The sequence below is a fragment of the Prochlorococcus sp. MIT2309 genome, from assembly GCF_059772305.1.
This window is the reverse complement of the sequence record NZ_CM186282.1, coordinates 110,365-128,384: the sequence shown is the minus strand read 5'-3', so window position 1 is coordinate 128,384 and position 18,020 is coordinate 110,365. Positions and strand designations below refer to the sequence as shown.

The following is an 18,020-nucleotide window of genomic DNA, read 5'->3' as shown; positions in this document are numbered from 1 at the left end:
CCTTTGTTGTGAGTTTGACAGAAGCATCGACTAAGAAAGCAACTGAAGAAGCTTTTTTTTCACTTTTAAGAAATCAGAGGTAGTTAAAGAAAGAGGTTTACCCTTTTCTGATGAGGGATTTCTCAAAAGATAAGAAGGATGAAATACTGGCATTACTAATTTCCCTTCCCAATTCTGCCATGTCCCACGCAGACTATTCATGGGGCTCTTAATTCCTAATAATGCTTCAACAGCAGTTGCCCCTGTTAAAACGATAATGAAAGGCTCGATTAGTTCAATTTGTTGATAGAGCCAGGGCATATTATTTGCTATTTCTGACTTGAGTGGTTTTCTATTTTTCGGGGGCCTGCACTTAACAATATTGCACATGTAAGTATCTAAGTGAGGGTCCAAGTTCGATTTAATCAATAATTTATCCAGGAGTTTGCCTGCCCTGCCAACAAAAGGTAAGCCAAATTTATTTTCTTCTGCGCCGGGAGCCTCTCCCACAATTAAAATATTTGCTTTTGGATTTCCTCTACCTACAACAACCTTTACTTGTTGAGAAAGTCCTGAACATGATGAACAAACTGCTTTTATTGTCATAAAATAAAACTACATCATTTTCAATTAACTTAAGTTAATTGTTCTTTTGCAGTATCAATATTAAAAATTGATTTCCCTCTGGGTCTCTCAACCACGCTTCCGCTCCAAAATGTTCCATTCTGGGTTGCTCATCGACAAATCCCCCACTAAGTTTGAGCTCTTTAATCCACTCTTGGAGAGCCAAATAGGGATCACAATCTACATAACGCTCAAAACAAATTGAAATCACCCTTCCTCTAGAAGGCCATTTTCTTTTTGATGATGGTTCGTAAAATTGAATCCTGCAACCACCCTCAGTAGTCAAATAAAAATGATTTTCACTCAATCCCCTATTAATTTGTGAGTTAGTTAAACCAGAATAAAAATGAGCTAAAGATTTGGAATCTTTAGCTGCAATGAGCAAACTGCTTTCAATACGAGACATTCAAAATCTAAATTAAATAAATAAAGGTTGTTTAATGGCCATCATCAGCCAGGATGTGTTTTTTAAGACTAACTTAAAGATAAGGGCCTTGAAAAATCACAACTCTTCATTTTTATCAAAAAGAGCATTGGCGCTGGAGCCATCTCTTACTCTTGAAATCACAGCCATGGCTAAGGCTTTAAAAGCGCAAGGTAAAGACATTTGCAGTCTAAGTGCGGGTGAACCTGATTTTGATACGCCTCAATTCATTGTGGAGGCAGCTCGTAAAGCTCTTGCAGATGGCTTAACAAGATATGGTCCTGCTGCAGGTGATCCTGAGCTAAGAAATGCTATTGCTCGAAAACTCTCCGAGATAAACAAAATACCTACCAACCAAGAAAATGTATTAATCACTAATGGAGGTAAACAGGCGATTTACAACCTTTTTCAAATTATCCTTGATCCCGGCGATGAAGTTCTCATTCCCTCTCCCTACTGGTTAAGTTATCCACAAATCGCATCATTAGCAGGAGCAGTGCCCAAAATTATTGAATCTGAATTTTCTCAGAGATTTAAAATAGACATCGATAAGTTAGAGAAAAGTATTACTGAAAGGACAAAATTATTGATATTAAACACTCCAAACAATCCTTCTGGCCTCGTATTAGAGAGAGAAGAATTAGAAAGCATAGCTGAAATTCTTCGGAAACATCCAAAAATATTTGTCCTTTGCGATGAAATCTATGAGTATCTTCTCGCTGAAGGGAAAAATCATTTCAGTTTCGCTTCTATTGCTTTAGATATGAAAGAGAGAATTTTTACAGTCAATGGATTTGCTAAAGGTTGGGCAATGACTGGATGGAGAGTAGGTTACCTGGCAGGGGATGAGTCAATTATAGAAAAAGCAACAGCGCTGCAGAGTCAAAGTACAAGTAATGTTTGTAGCTTTGCCCAAAGAGGAGCCTTGGCTGCTGTGAATGGATCTCATGATTGTGTAAAAGATATGGTCTTGAAATACAACCAAAGAAGATCTCTTCTCTCGGAGGGGCTAAACAAAATAAGTGGAGTTGATTTAGTAAACCCTCAAGGAGCTTTTTATGCTTTCCCAAAGATTGAAAAAGATACTCTAACCTCAGTTGAATTTTGCAAGAGGTCTCTTGAAGAAGTTGGCTTATCTATGGTTCCCGGAATTGCGTTTGGGAATGATAATTGCATAAGAATTTCATGTGCTGTTTCTAGCAAAACAATTCAAGATGGTCTTGATAGGCTCAATCAAATGATGTCAACTTTTTAATATAAAAAATGAAATTTATTAAACCCAGCTTTAGGCAATTAACTTTCTTTTTATTTTTTATTATTTTTACTCAGTTCTTTCTCTTAACCAAAACTATTTTTGGGAAAGAAACACTTATAATTAGTGGTATCCCAGATCAGAATCCAGAAAAACTCAACCGTTTATATAGTCTCTTATCAAAAGAGTTAAGTATTTCGTTGAAAATTCCAGTGATTTATAAACCTGTGATTAATTACTCGGCTGCTGTAACTGCATTTAGAACAGGTGATCTAGATGTTGTATGGTTTGGAGGATTAACAGGTGTTCAGGCTCGACTACAAAAAAAAGGGGCCGTTTTAATTGCACAAAGAGACATAGATTCTAATTTTAAAAGCGTATTTATTGCTAATCATAAAACTAATTTAGAAAAAATTATTGACATATCCGATTTAAAAACGTTAAAGGGAAAAAGATTTACATTCGGCTCTGAAAGCTCAACCTCAGGGAGACTAATGCCTCAATATTTCTTACAGAAAGCAGGGGTAAAACTAAAAGACTTTAAAGGTGGAAGATCTGGCTTTAGTGGAAGTCATGATGCAACTCTTGCATTAGTTCAAAGCGGAGCATATGAGGTGGGAGCTCTAAATGAACAAGTGTGGTTATCAAATTTAAAACAGGGCCGAGAAAATAATAAAAAAGTAAAAGTCATTTGGAGAACCCCTTCATACAATGATTACCACTGGTTGGCACAACCTGATCTTGATGAAAGATTCGGGAAAGGTACAACATTAAAGCTTAAAAAAACATTATTGGGATTTAGCAAGTCTTCTCCGAATCAAGGCAAAATTTTAAAGCTATTTGGAGCTGAAAATTTCATAAGTACTAAAAAAGAAAACTATGAAAATATTGAATTAATAGGGCGGCAATTGGGAAAAATAAAATAAAGGTATGATTGAATTAAAAAACATAACTATTAATAATGGGTCCTCATATCGTTTACGAAATATTGATTTGAGCATCCAGAAAGGTGAAAGAGTAGCTCTATTAGGCAAAAGTGGCTCAGGTAAAAGTACTCTACTATCTGTTGTTAATGGATCACTTCCTCCAACAATAGGACAGGCAAAACTAAATGGTCTCAAGATAAGCACCTTAAATAGATTACAAAAAAGGTCAATTGGAACTCTCTGGCAAGACTTAAGGCTTATTGAAGAGCTGAATGTTAGACAAAATATAAACGTAGGCGCTTTAGGTAGACATAGTTTACTCTGGTCATTAAGAAACCTATTTAGTGACATTGATAGCGATAGATGTCTATCCTGCATGAGTCAAGCAGGTCTCCAGAAAGGTCTTATATCTTCACCAGTAAGTCAGATTTCTGAAGGACAGAGAAAAAGAGTCGCGATTGCTAGGTTAATCAGACAAAACGCAAGCATAGTTTTAGCTGACGAACCTCTTTCTAATCTTGATCCACCATTAGCTACTGAAATACTAAATTTAATTTTAGGAAATAAAACGCATAATAAAAAATATTCCGAATCTAATACCTTCTTAATAAGCCTCCATCAACCTGAGTTTATTGGTTACTTCTCAAGAATTATTGGGCTGAAAAATGGTGAAAAAATCATTGATACCATTTCTAATGATTTTTCCCAAAAAGACTTACAAAGACTCTATTCAGATTAGTGAGATTAAGAGTAACATCTACAGTTATTAGTCTTTTACCTGCCTTAGCAATTATCCCAGTAGGTATAGAAATCATACAAAACCTACATTGGGGTGGTATGGATATATTTTTTAGTTTTTTTACTGCAGCGTTTAGACCTTCAATCGACCAAGTAATTTTAAATAGTGCCTTAAAGGGTTTAAGGTTAACGATAAGCACAGCATTAATAAGCTGGTCAATAAGTATTATTTTAGGGCTTATTCTTGGAATATTAAGTTCAAAGATATTTTCAAAAGTATGTTTTGGGAATAATTGGCTCTCTCTGATCTTTAAAAATATACTGGCTCTCCCCAGATCTATTCATGAACTAATATGGGGCCTTATTTTATTACAAATACTTGGATTAAATCCAATTGTAGCAATTTTGGCAATGATAATTCCATACTCATCAATGGTTGCCAAAGTAATTTCAAATCAATTAGATACATTAAAATATGATTCATTATTCGCAATCAAACAATCAGGTGTTAATGGATTTACCGCATTTTTCACAGCATTATTTCCACCTATAACACCTATCCTAATTACATACTTTGGATACAGACTTGAATGTGCGTTAAGAAGCGCAACTCTTTTAGGAGTCTTCGGCCTGGGAGGAATAGGAACTGAACTTCAATTAACACTTCAATCACTTAAATTTAATGAAATGTGGACTTCACTATGGTTATTATTTATTGTTATGTTTACTCTAGAGAGATCATTAAACCTATTAAGAGAAAAAAATATTTCATGGTCAAAACTACAAAGATTTAGACACAGAAACTTTGCTTTATTTTTTATATTAATATTACTAGCCTTTTCTTTTCTCGATGTGGTTAATTTAAAAGATATAAAAGAATTAAAGTTTTATCCCATAAGCTTTGCATCTTTTGATCAGATTGTTGATGAAATAAGTCTTTTACCACTTTTCGATTTGATTAAGTCAACATTACTTTTAACTATTCTTTCAGCTGGTATTGCAATTGGAATACCACCGCTTGGATTATTGCTGTCTCCAGAAAAACTTATTATGAATCTCCAAGCAGTGCTATGGATTTTTCTTAGACTAATTCCTCCTCCCCTGATGGCATTACTATTACTTTTTTTTAGTACCCCTTCCATTTCACTGGCAGCACTTACATTAGGCCTTAGTAACATTGGAGTTATGGGAAGAATTCTCAAGGAAAATATTAAATATCGAGACAATTCAACACACATAAGTATTAAATCCGTGGGAGCATCGAGTCAAGTCTCTTTCCTTTACGGGAAACTAACCCCGTATAGTAAAAGTTATTTATCTTTTGCAGCCTATAGAGCTGAAATTATTTTACGTGAAACGGCAATTGTAGGCATTGTTGGAGGCGTGGGTCTAGGATGGCAACTACAGGAGTCGTTGAGTTCTTTCGCTTGGAGCCAGGTAATTCTTATCACTGTAGTTTATGCAGGCCTAACATTAACCGTAGAGTATATTAGTGATCAAATAAGGGAATATCTGAATAAATCAACAAGTGATTTTTCGCTTTGTTATTCTTCACTTCATTAGGATAGAAATGATTGAAAAACCAAAACAATTAATAATCCTTGGCGATAGTAGTGTATACGGATGGGGAGACTTGGATGGCGGGGGGTGGTCGGAACGGCTTAGAAAGACCTGGATGGCTACGCCTCAGGCTCCTGTTGTTTATCCATTAGGTATTAGGGGGGATGGCTTGGAAAAAGTTGCGCAGCGATGGAAAGATGAATGGACTTGCCGAGGAGAATTACGACGAAAACTACCCGATGGCTTACTTTTAGCGATAGGTCTTAATGATACGGCGCGGATTGGTAGGGAAGATGGTCGTCCTCAACTAACACCTGATGCTTTCAGGTTTGGACTCAAAAGGCTACTTGCTGAAATGAAAGGGAAAACATACGTTTTAGTTTTAGGCTTAACTCCCGTAAATGAGAGCGCAATGCCTTTTTCAGACTGCCTTTGGTACTCAAACAAGGCCTGCTCTGACTATGAAAATCAAATTGAACAGGCCTGCCTAGACTTGAATATTCCATTTTTACCTACTTATAAACCTTTAGTTAGTCAGGATAATTGGATGTCTTGTATCTCTTCTGATGGAATTCATTTGAATAGTAATGGCCATAAATGGATTTACGAGAGAGTTACACGATGGAAAACTTTAATAAGCTGGGCGAGTATCTAAAATGGATAATTTTCTTAAGAGATCAAAAACGCTATGAGAATAGATAAAAGGCAAGCAAAAGAAGTTTGAACGGCATTTATCAATTCGTTATTAAGCCAGGTAATTCTATTTTGAATTGTTGCCCCTAAAAAACTTTCTCCAATCGTTGCGATAAATCCAGACAAAATCGCAATAAGAAAAAACGAGAAATTTTGCAATAAAGATAATGAAGCCATAATTGATGCCATTAAGAGGCATCCGAAAAGACTTGCCAGGGTCCCCTCTATGCTGATCGCTCCCTCTGTTCCATTTGGAACTAATTGAAAACTTGTTATTAGATATGTCTTTTTCCCCCACCTCTTACCAATTTCACTCCCGAATGTGTCGCCTAATTTGGCAACAAAACTTGCTGAGAAGCCCAAGAGTAATAATTCAATCGGCTCAAAACCAAGACTTATCATCAACACCATAAAAGTTCCTGTTGCAGCAGAACCCCACACATTTTCAGGACCACGTTTACCTCCTCTAGACTCAGCAATTCCAAGCGAATTTTTAAATTTATATCCAATTTTTGTAACTGCATAACCTAATACCAAATAACTAACTACAGCTAACCAAGCATTCCATCCCACTCCACCCAAAAGGATTGTTCCAAGTGCTCCTGCATGAAGCCATCCTTTATTTGTCAATACAGGGGCTTTTTGGGCAAAAAGTATCAAAAAGAAATTAAATAATAGAGCTATAAACCAATCAACTCCACTTATATTGATCGAGTTCATTTTGGATATTTGTATTAATAAGAAATATACATCTAGCTCTAAATTAAAGCCCTCTACTCATGAAGATTTACCAAGAGTATTCCTCCATGAAACAAGGTTATAAGAGGCTATTATTGCCGCGGTTGATGTCCTGAGAATATTCTCCCCTAAATTCACAAATGTTACTCCAGCATTAATCGCTAAGTGAATTTCTTTTTGATCCCATCCTCCCTCAGGTCCAATCAAAACACAAACATTTTTAGATTTATCATTGACATTATTCAACCAGGTTTTCATATTTTTCAAACCTTTCTCTCTAGTCACAGCCATAGAAAAGTTTGAGGCATTTGATAGTTGGGTTAAATATTCTTCTATCATTAATGTATTTCTTAATTCAGGAAGCCACAACCTTTCTGATTGCTCATGAGATTCTCTTAAAATCGCCTCCCATCTCTGAAATTTAGAGTCGATATTGCCCTTATAGGCAATATATTTTGAGTTCAAAGGTTGAATTACATCTATTCCAATTTCACAACTCATTCGCAAGATCTCCTCAAATCCATTTTTTGGTGGGACAACCGCAAGCCATGTTTGCAAGTGATTTTTTGATTCAGAAGTTTTGGGAGTTAAGTATGACTCCAGCTCTAATGAATAATTATCAAGTATTTGCGCATCCCAAAGATGCCCCTCTCCGTCAACAATGCTTATAAAATCTCCCTGTTTTAGACGAAGCACTTTTTTTAAATAATGGACCTCTTTTTTATCTAGTAATAGTTCATAAGAGGAACTGTTCAAGGTATTGAGGCGAGTGCCCGAGATAAACAAGCGTCTTAATTCCTTCACCTTTATGATTTTTCTGGGGAGGGGAATACTGAATCAGGATGCTCATCAACTGGCCATTCCTCATTTTCTCCTCCAATTAAAATTTGATTCAATTCAACTATGTCATTGTCAATTTGTTTAAATGAATTGATCAAGATGTCAAGCGATATGGGATCGCAAGTTCCAAGATCAACCCAACACCTTGCCCAGTCATCCTTGTATTCAAGCTCTCCCATGTTGTGCATTAATGCAGCCATTGATGAGTTGGAATGTTCATTGTCATATGTCATCCAACTCAGATCTGTCCCCACGTCATGAGCCTGCAAATTCTCAGAATTAAAACCTCCTAATCGACCAATGACATACCAGCTATCAAAAATGCCATCAACATAACTCATTTCCGCTTTGCCGGGAGTCTCCACAAAATGAAGCCAAATCCAGCAATTAAATGGATCAATTTCTCTAAAACGAACTTCCATAGTTGAACGCGAGAGGCGTTAAAGTGAAACAATCTTATATTGATATATTTCTAAACTAATGTCAGATTTTATAAGGTCAAAATCTGTCAATCCATTCTGTATTTAGAGAAATTTCAAATGCTCGAATTGAACAATATTTCATATCATCCATCAACAGCGGAGAAAATAATTCTTGATAGTGTCAACTTAACTGCTCGGATTGGGAAACCAACAATTATCAAGGGAAGTAGCGGGAGTGGGAAAACCAGCCTTATTGAAGTGATCAGCGGTCTTTCAGGTCCCAGGAAAGGTTCAATAAAATGGGAGGGCAATGATCTTAATAATCGTCAACGCAAATGGTTGAGCGGAGTTGTCTTTCAATTCCCGGAACGACATTTCTTAGGATTGAACATAATTCAAGAATTACGAATTGGACATATAAAATTTTCCCAAGAAAAACAATCAAAAATTCTGAAAAAAGTTGGTCTAGAAAAGCTTAATCCACGACAATCTCCTGAGAACTTAAGCGGAGGCCAACAAAGACGCCTTGCTATTGCTATTCAATTAATCAAACGGCCTAAGATATTACTTTTAGATGAACCAACTGCTGGACTTGATTGGTCTGTAAAGGAAGAAATAATAAATTTACTTAAAGATTTAGCAAATGAGCAGGTAATGATTGTTGTAACCCACGAACCACACCTATTTGACGACTTTGAAGCCTCGTGTTATGAACTTGAAAAAGGTAAATTGGTCAAATTAAATTAAAAGTTAAAAAATATGCATGACCAACTTATTAGAGCTACTGCTGCAAATGCAAGTATTCGGCTAGTTGCCGTATCAACTACTAATGCGACTAAAATCGCCCAAAAACTGCACGGTCTCTCTTTTTTAACCACTGCACTTATGGGAAGAGGAATGAGTGCTGCTCTTTTATTAGCAAGTTCTATGAAAGTTTCTCAAGGTAGAGTAACCCTAAAAATAAAATCTGATGGTCCCCTGAATGGTTTACTAATTGACGCTGGTAGGGATGGAACTGTACGAGGTTACGTTGGAAGCCCAGAACTGGAATTGGAATTAATAAGAAATAAGGAAGGGAAATACTCTTTTAATTTTGCTGGTGCAACTGGGAAAGGTTATCTCCATATCGTAAGAGACCAAGGTTTTGGAGATCCTTTTAGCAGTACTGTTGAATTAGTCAATGGGGGAATAGGTGAGGATATTGCATCTTATTTACTTCACTCTGAGCAAACACCATCAGCAGTTTTTGTTGGAGAGAAAATAAAAAATGATGAAATTATTTGTTCAGGTGGTTTACTTGCCCAGATATTGCCAAAAGCCGAAAGAGATTACTCTCTTATCAAATTACTTGAGGATAGATGCAAATCAATTTCTTCATTCAGCGAGAGACTTGAAGCTTCAAAAGGAAACTTATTCTCCCTTTTAAAGGAAATATTTCCTGATCTAGATAATAAAAATAGTGAAACATCAGATAACATTGATATAATTCAATTCAAATGTAGATGTTCAAGAACTAGAAGTATTAATGCTTTAAAATTACTTGGCAAAGATGAGCTTCAGGAGATTTTATTAAAGGATAAAAGGGCTGAAATGACCTGCGAGTTCTGTAAAAAGGTTTACATTATAAATGAGGAAGAATTGAAGCAAATAATTGAATATTAATCTAAAAATATTGCTCCAAGCCATAGAAGTATTACAGCAGGAATTGACTCAAGCTTTTGACTTGAAATCAAAGATAAATTTTCAGGTGATAACCCTGTTTCTTGAGCTAAAAGTCCACCAATAATTAATCCTATTGATAGTAAAACAACACTCCAACCAAGAGATGATAGTGGCCTTCGCCCTCTTTTTATTTGACTTACAAATAAGGCTATTGTTGAAAAAGAGAGAATAAGTTCTAAGCTTTGATCTGGAGAAATCAACACTAGTACAAAAAACAAAGCACCTATTGCAAGACGCAAAGTAAGACCCTGCCCCGAAGGCATACTCAAAGTAGGTAAAAGATTTCCATTGCTTGAGTCAGAATTGCCAAAATTTACTCCTTTCAATCTTGTTAATAGTGTGCTGCCGATTCCACCAATTTCCTTAGAGGATACTTTTTCACGTTCTGAGGCATTCGCTGCAGCGTTGCTTACTTTCCCAAGCTGTCTTTCCTTCAGGCTGACCATTAACAATGAGTCATAGGCTGCTTCAATTTTGGCTTTTTTGATAGCGTCATTTCCTGCTTCAGAAACTTTCTGCTCCTTAGCAGCTTGTATTTCATCAAAACTAGCGCCCGCTTGGAGACCTAACAATTCATAAGGGTCATCTTGCGAACCACCATTAAATTTAGAGCCTTGTTCATCCAGCATGGATATTTGGAGTTCGTCTGATTGTATTGTTAATCATTATAGAACGAACTGATTTACAGGTTAAGCGGATCGACCCCACTAACTACCGGCGCAACAGAACTCAATCTGAGCTCAGGCTGATCTTCTATTAGTTGATTTAAATTCCACTGATTTTTAAAAAGCAAAACAGGTCTTCTCCAAGCGTCTTGAACTATTTTGCAATTAAAAATTCTGCCAAGGCTTTCTAATTCATTCCATCCCCCCGTAACCCATCTTGCGACTTTATGCTCAAGGGGATCCAATCTGGTCTCAACTCCATATTCGTTTTCTAGTCTATGCTGAACAACCTCAAGTTGGAGTTGGCCAACTGCAGCTAATATTGGATCCCTCTTACTTTCATCTTTGTCATAGAGAATTTGCACTGCCCCTTCCTCTCTAAGTTGATTTACTCCTTTTTTAAAATTTTTAAAGGCAGATGGATTGGGGTTCCGCAACCAGCTAAAGATCTCCGGACTAAAACAGGGAATACCCTCATATTCCAGTTTTTTTCCGACGTATAGAGTATCCCCAATAGAAAACATCCCTGGATTGTTCAACCCGATTACATCTCCGGGATAAGCATCATTCACAACTGATCGATCTTGTCCAAATATCTTTTGAGGCCGTGATAATCGTATTGCTTTGCCAGTTCTCGCATGTTGCACAGTCATATCCTTCTCAAATCGTCCACTACAAACTCTCACAAAAGCCACTCGATCTCTGTGACGAGGATCCATATTCGCCTGTAATTTGAATACAAAGCCACTGAAATTCTCATTTTTAGGGTCAACAGGGCCAGTACTACTTTTTCTGGCAACTGGAATTTGAGCCATATCTAAAAAATTATCCAAGAAAGGTCGAACACCAAAATTTGTCATCGCAGACCCAAAAAATACGGGGGTAATTTCACCTGCTCTTATCAGCTCCAAATCTAATTTGGATCCAGCCTCATCTAAAAGCTCAATCTCCTCAAGAGCCTTATCCAATAAATCATCCTCGACAATCTCTCTTAATTTCGGATCATTTATATCAATTTCATTTTCTATTGATTGCTTTCCCCTCTCTGCTCTGCTGAACAAAATAACTTTTTGATTTTGTCTATCTATTACACCTCGAAAATTATCCCCACTTCCAATTGGCCAATTAACCGCCCAAGTGGATAAATCCAGTTCAGCCTCTATTTCATCAAGAAGAGCTAATGGCTCTTGCCCAGGCCTATCCATTTTGTTGATAAAGGTGAAAATTGGTATAGATCTCATTCTGCAAACTTCAAAAAGTTTCCTTGTTTGGGGTTCTAGGCCTTTAGCTGCATCTTCGAGCATAACTGCGTTATCAGCAGCAGCGAGAGTTCTATAAGTATCCTCTGAAAAATCTTGATGCCCTGGAGTATCGAGTAAATTAATTGTTTTTTTTGAATACTCAAATTGCAATACAGTTGAAGTTATGGAAATGCCTCGTTGCTTTTCAAGTTCCATCCAATCTGAAGTAACCTTTCTTTGTTCTCCTCGAGCTTTGACTGCTCCTGCTTGCTGAATCGCTCCACCATATAAAAGTAATTTTTCAGTAAGAGTAGTTTTTCCAGCATCTGGATGGGAAATTATTGCAAAATTCCTTCGATTACTAACAGCATCTGAGAGAATTTGTCCAAGAACAGGTTCCTTTTTTCCTTCAAAATCATTCCTAGTTTTCTTTTCATTGACCATTTTAATTTGATTGCCTTAATTATGTTTTAAATCTATTGAAGGATACCAACTACCTCAAGATAACGATCATCGTATTCATAAACATCGAAGTCTTCTAGATGAACATCATTAAGCTGTTTCTTTATTTCCGCTACCGTAAAAGCAGCATGAAGAGATGCAAGAAAGTCCCTTGCAAGTGGTTCGGGAGAACTTGATTGGTATTTTTCTCTTATCATTTCCGCTTTTTCTCTAGAAGCAGGTCTTCTGAGATCTCGGTTGAATGTTAAAGAACCATTTTTCCCAAGCTTTTTTAACAAAATCCAAAAATCATTAGGATTCTCAAGATGATGCAAAACACTATTGCTTACGAGGAAATCTGCAGATGAGACAAGGTTGCTTTTTTCTTTAATTAATTCATGAAAATTTTTCTGAACATACGAAAGATTGCAACATTTACCTTTATTTTTTTTCTTTTCCAATCGATCATTTGCTACCAAGAGCATTTCCTCAGCCCCATCAATCCCTAAAACAACACTTGAGGGCCAGGATTCAGCTAAAAGCTCTGAAATATTTCCAGGGCCACAGCCAATATCCAAAATTAAAGATTCTTTTTTTAAATTGATTCCTAAGTCATCCAAACATATTCGGATATTCGATATGAGACTCTGATCACTCTGTGAGAAGTCAGCCTCTGAATAAGCTTTGACTTGCTCGTACTCATTCATAAGCTCTGGTTCAGTTACGCGTTTCACAAGATCTTTTTTTTTATTTATGCATCATATTCCCATCTCAACACTCTAGATGGTGTAAAAATTACTTGCACCCCCTACTTATGGCGTTAGTGTGCAATAACCTAATTTGGCTGAAACATTTTGACCATCTCAGCAAATCGATCTGAAGCAAAAGCAAATTCCTCAACAAGGGCAACTTCTAACGTTGATTTTCCATTAACAGCCCCTGCGGCAAATCCTGTTTTTTATAGAACTTACAGCAGAAAAACAACATCAGGCAGGGAAAGTTGGAGTGAGGTCAGCAAAAGAAACTTAGAAGGATTGTCATTGCTAGGTGGTCTTAGTGATGAAGAGCTCAAATTAATGGCAAAAATGCAAGAAGAGAAGAAGGCTCTTCCCTCAGGAAGATGGCTTTGGATTGGGGGAACTGAATGGATAAGCAAGCAAGAAAATTTCTCTGGCGCTTATAACTGCACTTCTACAAATTTGATTGACTGGGAAGCATTTGCTTTAATGATGGATCTTGCCATGATGGGCTGTGGAACTGGAGCGATAATTGAAGAACATCTTATTAATCAACTACCTTCAATCAAGAATAAAATCCACATTAAAGAGGTCTCTGAAATTGGATTAACTCCCTCAAATCTTAGAAGTGAACTTACAACTATTTCAAAAAATCTTGATAAAAATGAGGTTACTATTAAGGTGGGAGATAGTCGACAAGGCTGGGTAGAGAGCTATAAGAAATTACTGGAGCTTTGCAGTGACAACAGTTTTACCAATTCAAGCATAGACGTTTTTATTGATCTTAAAGATGTTAGACCTGCCGGAGAATCTCTTAAAGGGTTCGGTGGCATGGCTAATCCAGTAAAACTCAAAGATCTCTATGGGCGTGTATCAAAGCTACTTAACAAGGCTAATGGAAGAAAATTGACGTCTATAGAATGTTGCTTATTAATTGATGAAGCCGCTGTAACCATAGTCGCAGGGAATATTAGAAGGAGTGCAGGGATGCGTCAATTTTCCTCTGAAGACAATAATGCAGTAGGAGCTAAAGAAAATTTATGGCAACAAGACTCCAGTGGTAATTGGCGAATTGATCCTGAAAAAGACGCCTTAAGAATGGCTAATCATACTCTTGTTTACCATAAGAAACCAACTTTAGAGATAATACAAACAGCTGTTAAGAAACAATTTCAATCTGGAGAAGGTGCTATTCAATTCGCTCCAGAAGCAATAGCAAGATCAAATGCAGACCTCCTAACAACATTCGATCTGAAAAAAGAATTTCTAGATATTTACTGCAATCAAGGAAAGAAAGAAGCAGGAGTTTGGTTAAGTAATCGTTTTGGACCAATAAATCCCGATGAACTCAATCATCGACTTGGCAGATATGGATTAAACCCATGTGGTGAAATTCTTGGGGCCGATTTCCATTGCAATCTTGCTGAGGTTCACCTTAATCAAATTGACCCCTCGAACAAGGTCGAACAGGAACTAGCATTTAAAGCTGCTGCATTATCTGTAGCATGTCTACTTAATCATAGATTTGAAGTTGATCGCTATCGACAAAGTCGGGAATGGGACCCAATTGTTGGAGTTAGTTTTACAGGGCTATTTGACTTTTTTGTACATGCGTTTGGTACGAGCTGGTTAAAATGGTGGGAAAATGGAAGACCAAACACTGATGAAGGTAAAGAATTTAAGAAAAAAGAAGCAGAATACCTCAACAGCTGGAGGGTAATTGTTAATCAAACAGTTTGGGAATATTGCGATAAACATGATTTACGAAGACCTAGTCGTTGCACTACCGTTCAGCCTGCAGGTACAAAGAGCCTCTTAACAGGTGCTTCTCCTGGTTGGCATCCCCCAAAAGCGCAGCGTTTCATAAGACGGATTACTTTTAGAAAGGATGATCCAGTCGCTATGGCGTGCATGGATTATGGTTACACGGTTGTACCATCACAATCTGATAAAGATGAAAATGGTTGTCTTCTCGAGAATCCCTTTGATCCAAGATGCACTGAATGGCTAGTGGAAATTCCTACTGAAGTTAGTTGGGCTAATATCCCAGGGGCTGATCAAATTGACATAAATAATTTCTCTGCACTAGCTCAATTCGATTTTTATATGCAAGTACAGTCTCATTACACTGACCATAACACCTCAGCAACAATTGAGTTTCGTGAGCATGAGATTGCCCCCCTCTCAGAGGCTATCCACAAATCAATAGTCAATTATCAAGGTTATATTTCTGCTGCTTTATTAGCGAGATTTGATGCAAACGCTACCTTTCCTCGATTACCTTTTGAACCTATTAATGCAGTTGAATACGAAAGGCTCCAATCTGAAGTTTTAAACAGAAGGGTTAGTGATAATTTCTTTCATGCATTAACTAGATATGACCAGGGGGAGCTCACAGAGGCTGGACCTGCTGGGTGCGACTCAGACAAATGTTTACTTCCTCTCTCTGAACCAATTGAAAAAAAATAGCTTGAGGGATAGTTTAATTCCAAAAGATAAATTATAAAATTCATTAAATTGTCAATAGACATAAATAGCTTTAACAAAATATTGCCGAAGGGAAGTTCTTTTGGCTAATTGTAGAGGTAGGTTGAGGTTTATGTTTCTATGACCAGCATAAATGAGTCTCCAAAAATGTTCAATGAAATTGATAGGGATCACCTAATTGATCAACTCAGGGCTTGTAAATCGGTAAAGGAAATTCTTGATTTTGAAATCCTATTCAATTCTGAAGCTTCTGAAGGGCCTCTTTACAAGCTTATTTGCCAACTTCTAAGAAACAAATCCATATCAAGAAGCCTTGCAGCAAAATGGCTGTTTACCCTGTTAAAAGATAAAGAAACAAAAATACAAAATCTTAACTAATAAATTCAACAGATATGAGTTACTGAATATCTAAAAACTTCTAATTTAGTTTAGCCAAGGGGAAATGGCCCCCCTGAGCCTGAAGCTGCATTAAAACCTGAAAGCGCCCATACTCCAAAAGAAAGCAACCCACATCCCCCAAAAAACATTAGATGGGAAATGTAACGGATCCTTTCCTTTTCGGAGATATCTCCTTGCATAGGCAAGTCACCAAGAAACCTTGATTGTTCACTCTTAGAGGCGCTCATAGAAATAGCTCTCAATTGGTTCGTACTATGTCAAAAATTTACCATAAAATTTTTCATTGGTGCTTTTTCAATCTCTAATCTGGAAATTTCGTAAAACACTGAAAGGCATTGCTAGTATTGGTAACGGCAATTGATCTCATAAGAAGGTCATCTTAATGATTAGAGGTAACGGTTTAGATGGGTATAAACGCTTGTCCTAAGTGCAAAAAGAACTTCTTTGTAGAAGATGAAATTTGTAATGAATGTAAAGCTGAAATCCCCAGTTTAAAAAAAGGGTGCCTGAATCTTATAGAAGTAAGTTCATTTGTATTTGTCTTTCTTCTAGTACTGGTTTTTGTAACGTTCTGCCAAAGACAAGAGGAAACAACTCAAACTACTTTGAACACCTCACATAATTTTGTGATGGTTAAAACACTATTACAAAAATGATCCATTACTGATGCACAAATAAAATTTGACTTTTTACTTTGACCTTGCCTTACTCCACTGCGCCAAAGTTTGCCACTTATGGTTTTATGTGACTCAAAAAATTAGTCACGATTATAATAAAAATCACTGAGAATAAGAAAAAACTTTTGAAGTGAAACTCATTGAGGATTTTTCAAAACTTCTTCATAAGACAAAACTCCCCTCAGTTGAGAAGTGTTTTGTACTCGAAAAAGGAGATGAAGAATTCATCTCTGAATGGATTGAAGATGGCGAACTCAAGTGTGATATTGAATTTTTAATGAGTTGGTTAGAAAAGAAATTCGATCTTAAAAGTAAAAATCTCTCTATGGATGAAAAAAGAAGGAGCTTAGAAATAAGAAAAAGATTCCCTTTAGATCACTGGAGAATCATAAAATTATTCTGTGAGCATCAAAGAAAGTATCGTTATTACAAAAAAGCTGTTGAAGATGTCCAGATGAGAACTACACCAAATATGAGCAGCTCAACGATAAAGACGATATTTAGCCCAGGATGGGGTGTTAAAAATTAGCATCATTGTAGATATAGATATTTCCACTCATATGAAATACGCCCGCTGAGTGCTAGACCTGAATTACTCACTTCCAGGTGTTCGAATGGATAGTTCTGAATACTTTTGCGAAACAATCAATGAATCTAAACTCGAAGATGAAATCTCAAGCAAATGTGATGAATATGCGCAAGAAGGATGGAAATTAGTGTCTCATACAATCGCGGATGAAGATAATCATTTTTTAACCTTTGCCCGGCAACCTAATATCTGACAAAGCAAAGGACAATAATATGTATTCAATAAATTTCTCAGAGATTTAAATAAGTCCTAGTGAACCGGCTGTAAAGCCAACAATGCAAAAAAAAGCAAATTCTAATAAATCTCTGCTTGAAGGAGGAATTTGATTCAATACAACGGATAAACGTTGAGCCATTTGGACCTTGTACTCACAGGTTTGAAGACCCTAAAAAGAAAAAAACTTAAGTGTGAGTTCCCAACAGCTATTTACTTTTTTTCTTTATTTTTTAAACCACAAAGATTTTTTTCTGCTTCTGTATTAACGGATGTGCAAATAGACTACCTAAAATTTAAAATTTACTATGCAGATTACCCCTAGCTATCTCTGAGTGTTGTTCCTAGTCTAAGAGCTAAAACTCCAGCAAAAACAGCTAAAAGAAGAGATATGCCAGCAAGGTCAGGTCCTGATACCAGAAATCCTGAGGAAAAATCCACCTTAGAAAGATCAAAAGGCATTCTTTCAGCAAAAATTATTAGCATTTCCATGTGGAATAAAAGTCTTCAGAAATTCTACAGTCATATGACTGAACAATGAGAAAAAACTACGATTTGAAATGGTTTAGAGAAAAGTGACGATCCCAAAAAAGAAAATATACATGTCGCCATATAAATTTGACATAAGAGATTGAAAATAATTATCATATTAA

At 36.5% G+C, this 18,020-nt stretch carries 21 protein-coding genes; 11 read left to right on the top strand and 10 right to left on the bottom strand.

The features are described 5' to 3' along the window. Nucleotides 1-30 precede the first annotated feature (30 nt). Both AC6EJA_RS00655 and AC6EJA_RS00650 read right to left on the bottom strand, forming a co-directional pair. On the bottom strand, nt 31-585 hold the full coding sequence (locus AC6EJA_RS00655; protein WP_498502607.1) for a uracil-DNA glycosylase: 555 nt from the start codon (nt 583-585) through the stop codon (nt 31-33). Nucleotides 586-619: 34 nt separating this feature from the next. Beyond that, on the bottom strand, nt 620-1,009 hold the full coding sequence (locus tag AC6EJA_RS00650; RefSeq protein ID WP_498502606.1) for a VOC family protein: 390 nt from the start codon (nt 1,007-1,009) through the stop codon (nt 620-622). A 166-nt stretch (nt 1,010-1,175) separates the two neighbouring features. Between AC6EJA_RS00650 and AC6EJA_RS00645 the strand changes: the two genes are divergently transcribed. From AC6EJA_RS00645 to AC6EJA_RS00625, 5 genes are read left to right on the top strand one after another with little or no spacing between them, the layout of a single operon-like run. Further along, a complete protein-coding gene (locus AC6EJA_RS00645) occupies nt 1,176-2,282 on the top strand; it encodes a pyridoxal phosphate-dependent aminotransferase (RefSeq protein WP_498503605.1) in 1,107 nt (368 codons plus the stop codon). A gap of 8 nt (nt 2,283-2,290) precedes the next feature. Then, complete coding sequence (locus tag AC6EJA_RS00640) at nt 2,291-3,205, top strand: putative selenate ABC transporter substrate-binding protein (protein WP_498502605.1); 915 nt, start codon at nt 2,291-2,293, stop codon at nt 3,203-3,205. A 4-nt stretch (nt 3,206-3,209) separates the two neighbouring features. Beyond that, nucleotides 3,210-3,944, top strand: a complete 735-nt coding sequence (locus AC6EJA_RS00635; protein ID WP_498502604.1) for an ATP-binding cassette domain-containing protein — start codon at nt 3,210-3,212, stop codon at nt 3,942-3,944. Beyond that, nucleotides 3,944-5,506: an ABC transporter permease subunit gene (locus AC6EJA_RS00630; protein ID WP_498502603.1), complete on the top strand. Its 1,563-nt coding sequence runs from the start codon at nt 3,944-3,946 to the stop codon at nt 5,504-5,506. Before AC6EJA_RS00635 ends, AC6EJA_RS00630 begins: the two co-directional genes overlap by 1 nt. A gap of 7 nt (nt 5,507-5,513) precedes the next feature. Then, nucleotides 5,514-6,158: a GDSL-type esterase/lipase family protein gene (locus tag AC6EJA_RS00625; RefSeq protein ID WP_498502602.1), complete on the top strand. Its 645-nt coding sequence runs from the start codon at nt 5,514-5,516 to the stop codon at nt 6,156-6,158. Between the two features lie 14 nt (nt 6,159-6,172). Here AC6EJA_RS00625 and AC6EJA_RS00620 read toward each other — a convergent pair whose 3' ends face one another. The 3 genes from AC6EJA_RS00620 to AC6EJA_RS00610 are packed head-to-tail and all read right to left on the bottom strand — an operon-like array spanning nt 6,173 to nt 8,196. Then, nucleotides 6,173-6,916, bottom strand: a complete 744-nt coding sequence (locus AC6EJA_RS00620; RefSeq protein ID WP_498502601.1) for a TIGR00297 family protein — start codon at nt 6,914-6,916, stop codon at nt 6,173-6,175. A gap of 57 nt (nt 6,917-6,973) precedes the next feature. Next, a complete protein-coding gene (locus AC6EJA_RS00615) occupies nt 6,974-7,690 on the bottom strand; it encodes a 16S rRNA (uracil(1498)-N(3))-methyltransferase (RefSeq protein ID WP_498502600.1) in 717 nt (238 codons plus the stop codon). 50 nt (nt 7,691-7,740) lie between these two features. Next, the gene (locus tag AC6EJA_RS00610) at nt 7,741-8,196 is read right to left on the bottom strand and encodes a DUF3531 family protein (protein ID WP_498502599.1); all 456 of its coding nucleotides are present in this window, start codon (nt 8,194-8,196) and stop codon (nt 7,741-7,743) included. A gap of 117 nt (nt 8,197-8,313) precedes the next feature. Here AC6EJA_RS00610 and AC6EJA_RS00605 point away from each other — a divergent pair, with 117 nt between their 5' ends. Both AC6EJA_RS00605 and hslO read left to right on the top strand, forming a co-directional pair. Then, on the top strand, nt 8,314-8,943 hold the full coding sequence (locus AC6EJA_RS00605; protein WP_498502598.1) for an ABC transporter ATP-binding protein: 630 nt from the start codon (nt 8,314-8,316) through the stop codon (nt 8,941-8,943). Nucleotides 8,944-8,955: 12 nt separating this feature from the next. Next, on the top strand, nt 8,956-9,858 hold the full coding sequence (gene hslO / locus AC6EJA_RS00600) for an Hsp33 family molecular chaperone HslO (protein ID WP_498502597.1): 903 nt from the start codon (nt 8,956-8,958) through the stop codon (nt 9,856-9,858). On the opposite strand, the gene AC6EJA_RS00595 is transcribed toward hslO, so the two are convergent. From AC6EJA_RS00595 to AC6EJA_RS00585, 3 genes are read right to left on the bottom strand one after another with little or no spacing between them, the layout of a single operon-like run. After that, nucleotides 9,855-10,547 (bottom strand): CPP1-like family protein, encoded by a 693-nt coding sequence (locus AC6EJA_RS00595; protein WP_498502596.1) that lies wholly within the window; start codon nt 10,545-10,547, stop codon nt 9,855-9,857. The two genes, hslO and AC6EJA_RS00595, sit on opposite strands and share 4 nt — an antisense overlap. Nucleotides 10,548-10,600: 53 nt before the next feature. Beyond that, the gene (locus AC6EJA_RS00590) at nt 10,601-12,268 is read right to left on the bottom strand and encodes a peptide chain release factor 3 (RefSeq protein ID WP_498502595.1); all 1,668 of its coding nucleotides are present in this window, start codon (nt 12,266-12,268) and stop codon (nt 10,601-10,603) included. Between the two features lie 32 nt (nt 12,269-12,300). After that, nucleotides 12,301-12,999 carry a class I SAM-dependent methyltransferase gene (locus AC6EJA_RS00585; RefSeq protein ID WP_498502594.1) on the bottom strand — a complete coding sequence of 233 codons (699 nt, stop codon included), beginning with the start codon at nt 12,997-12,999 and terminating at the stop codon, nt 12,301-12,303. A gap of 126 nt (nt 13,000-13,125) precedes the next feature. Here AC6EJA_RS00585 and nrdJ point away from each other — a divergent pair, with 126 nt between their 5' ends. Both nrdJ and AC6EJA_RS00575 read left to right on the top strand, forming a co-directional pair. Beyond that, the gene (gene nrdJ, locus AC6EJA_RS00580; RefSeq protein ID WP_498503604.1) at nt 13,126-15,471 is read left to right on the top strand and encodes a ribonucleoside-triphosphate reductase, adenosylcobalamin-dependent; all 2,346 of its coding nucleotides are present in this window, start codon (nt 13,126-13,128) and stop codon (nt 15,469-15,471) included. Between the two features lie 138 nt (nt 15,472-15,609). After that, nucleotides 15,610-15,867 carry an RNA recognition motif-containing protein gene (locus tag AC6EJA_RS00575; protein ID WP_498502593.1) on the top strand — a complete coding sequence of 86 codons (258 nt, stop codon included), beginning with the start codon at nt 15,610-15,612 and terminating at the stop codon, nt 15,865-15,867. 50 nt (nt 15,868-15,917) lie between these two features. On the opposite strand, the gene AC6EJA_RS00570 is transcribed toward AC6EJA_RS00575, so the two are convergent. Continuing rightward, complete coding sequence (locus AC6EJA_RS00570) at nt 15,918-16,115, bottom strand: hypothetical protein (protein ID WP_498502592.1); 198 nt, start codon at nt 16,113-16,115, stop codon at nt 15,918-15,920. Between the two features lie 580 nt (nt 16,116-16,695). Between AC6EJA_RS00570 and AC6EJA_RS00565 the strand changes: the two genes are divergently transcribed. Both AC6EJA_RS00565 and AC6EJA_RS00560 read left to right on the top strand, forming a co-directional pair. After that, the gene (locus tag AC6EJA_RS00565) at nt 16,696-17,094 is read left to right on the top strand and encodes a hypothetical protein (protein ID WP_498502591.1); all 399 of its coding nucleotides are present in this window, start codon (nt 16,696-16,698) and stop codon (nt 17,092-17,094) included. Nucleotides 17,095-17,143: 49 nt separating this feature from the next. Then, entirely contained in the window at nt 17,144-17,347 is a 204-nt protein-coding gene (locus tag AC6EJA_RS00560) for a hypothetical protein (protein ID WP_498502590.1), read from the top strand. A 341-nt stretch (nt 17,348-17,688) separates the two neighbouring features. Here the strand turns inward: AC6EJA_RS00560 and psaM are convergent, their stop codons facing one another. Then, complete coding sequence (gene psaM, locus AC6EJA_RS00555; RefSeq protein WP_498502589.1) at nt 17,689-17,859, bottom strand: photosystem I reaction center subunit XII; 171 nt, start codon at nt 17,857-17,859, stop codon at nt 17,689-17,691. Nucleotides 17,860-18,020 lie beyond the last annotated feature (161 nt).

Bases quoted from the DNA above. Each gene is read 5' to 3' on its own strand.
- AC6EJA_RS00655 (WP_498502607.1), bottom strand. From the start codon at position 585: ATGACAATAAAAGCAGTTTGTTCATCATGTTCAGGACTTTCTCAACAA.
- AC6EJA_RS00650 (WP_498502606.1), bottom strand. From the start codon at position 1,009: ATGTCTCGTATTGAAAGCAGTTTGCTCATTGCAGCTAAAGATTCCAAA.
- AC6EJA_RS00645 (WP_498503605.1), top strand. From the start codon at position 1,176: ATGGCTAAGGCTTTAAAAGCGCAAGGTAAAGACATTTGCAGTCTAAGT.
- AC6EJA_RS00640 (WP_498502605.1), top strand. From the start codon at position 2,291: ATGAAATTTATTAAACCCAGCTTTAGGCAATTAACTTTCTTTTTATTT.
- AC6EJA_RS00635 (WP_498502604.1), top strand. From the start codon at position 3,210: ATGATTGAATTAAAAAACATAACTATTAATAATGGGTCCTCATATCGT.
- AC6EJA_RS00625 (WP_498502602.1), top strand. From the start codon at position 5,514: ATGATTGAAAAACCAAAACAATTAATAATCCTTGGCGATAGTAGTGTA.
- AC6EJA_RS00620 (WP_498502601.1), bottom strand. From the start codon at position 6,916: ATGAACTCGATCAATATAAGTGGAGTTGATTGGTTTATAGCTCTATTA.
- AC6EJA_RS00610 (WP_498502599.1), bottom strand. From the start codon at position 8,196: ATGGAAGTTCGTTTTAGAGAAATTGATCCATTTAATTGCTGGATTTGG.
- AC6EJA_RS00605 (WP_498502598.1), top strand. From the start codon at position 8,314: ATGCTCGAATTGAACAATATTTCATATCATCCATCAACAGCGGAGAAA.
- hslO (WP_498502597.1), top strand. From the start codon at position 8,956: ATGCATGACCAACTTATTAGAGCTACTGCTGCAAATGCAAGTATTCGG.
- AC6EJA_RS00595 (WP_498502596.1), bottom strand. From the start codon at position 10,547: ATGCTGGATGAACAAGGCTCTAAATTTAATGGTGGTTCGCAAGATGAC.
- AC6EJA_RS00590 (WP_498502595.1), bottom strand. From the start codon at position 12,268: ATGGTCAATGAAAAGAAAACTAGGAATGATTTTGAAGGAAAAAAGGAA.
- AC6EJA_RS00575 (WP_498502593.1), top strand. From the start codon at position 15,610: ATGACCAGCATAAATGAGTCTCCAAAAATGTTCAATGAAATTGATAGG.
- AC6EJA_RS00570 (WP_498502592.1), bottom strand. From the start codon at position 16,115: ATGAGCGCCTCTAAGAGTGAACAATCAAGGTTTCTTGGTGACTTGCCT.
- psaM (WP_498502589.1), bottom strand. From the start codon at position 17,859: ATGGAAATGCTAATAATTTTTGCTGAAAGAATGCCTTTTGATCTTTCT.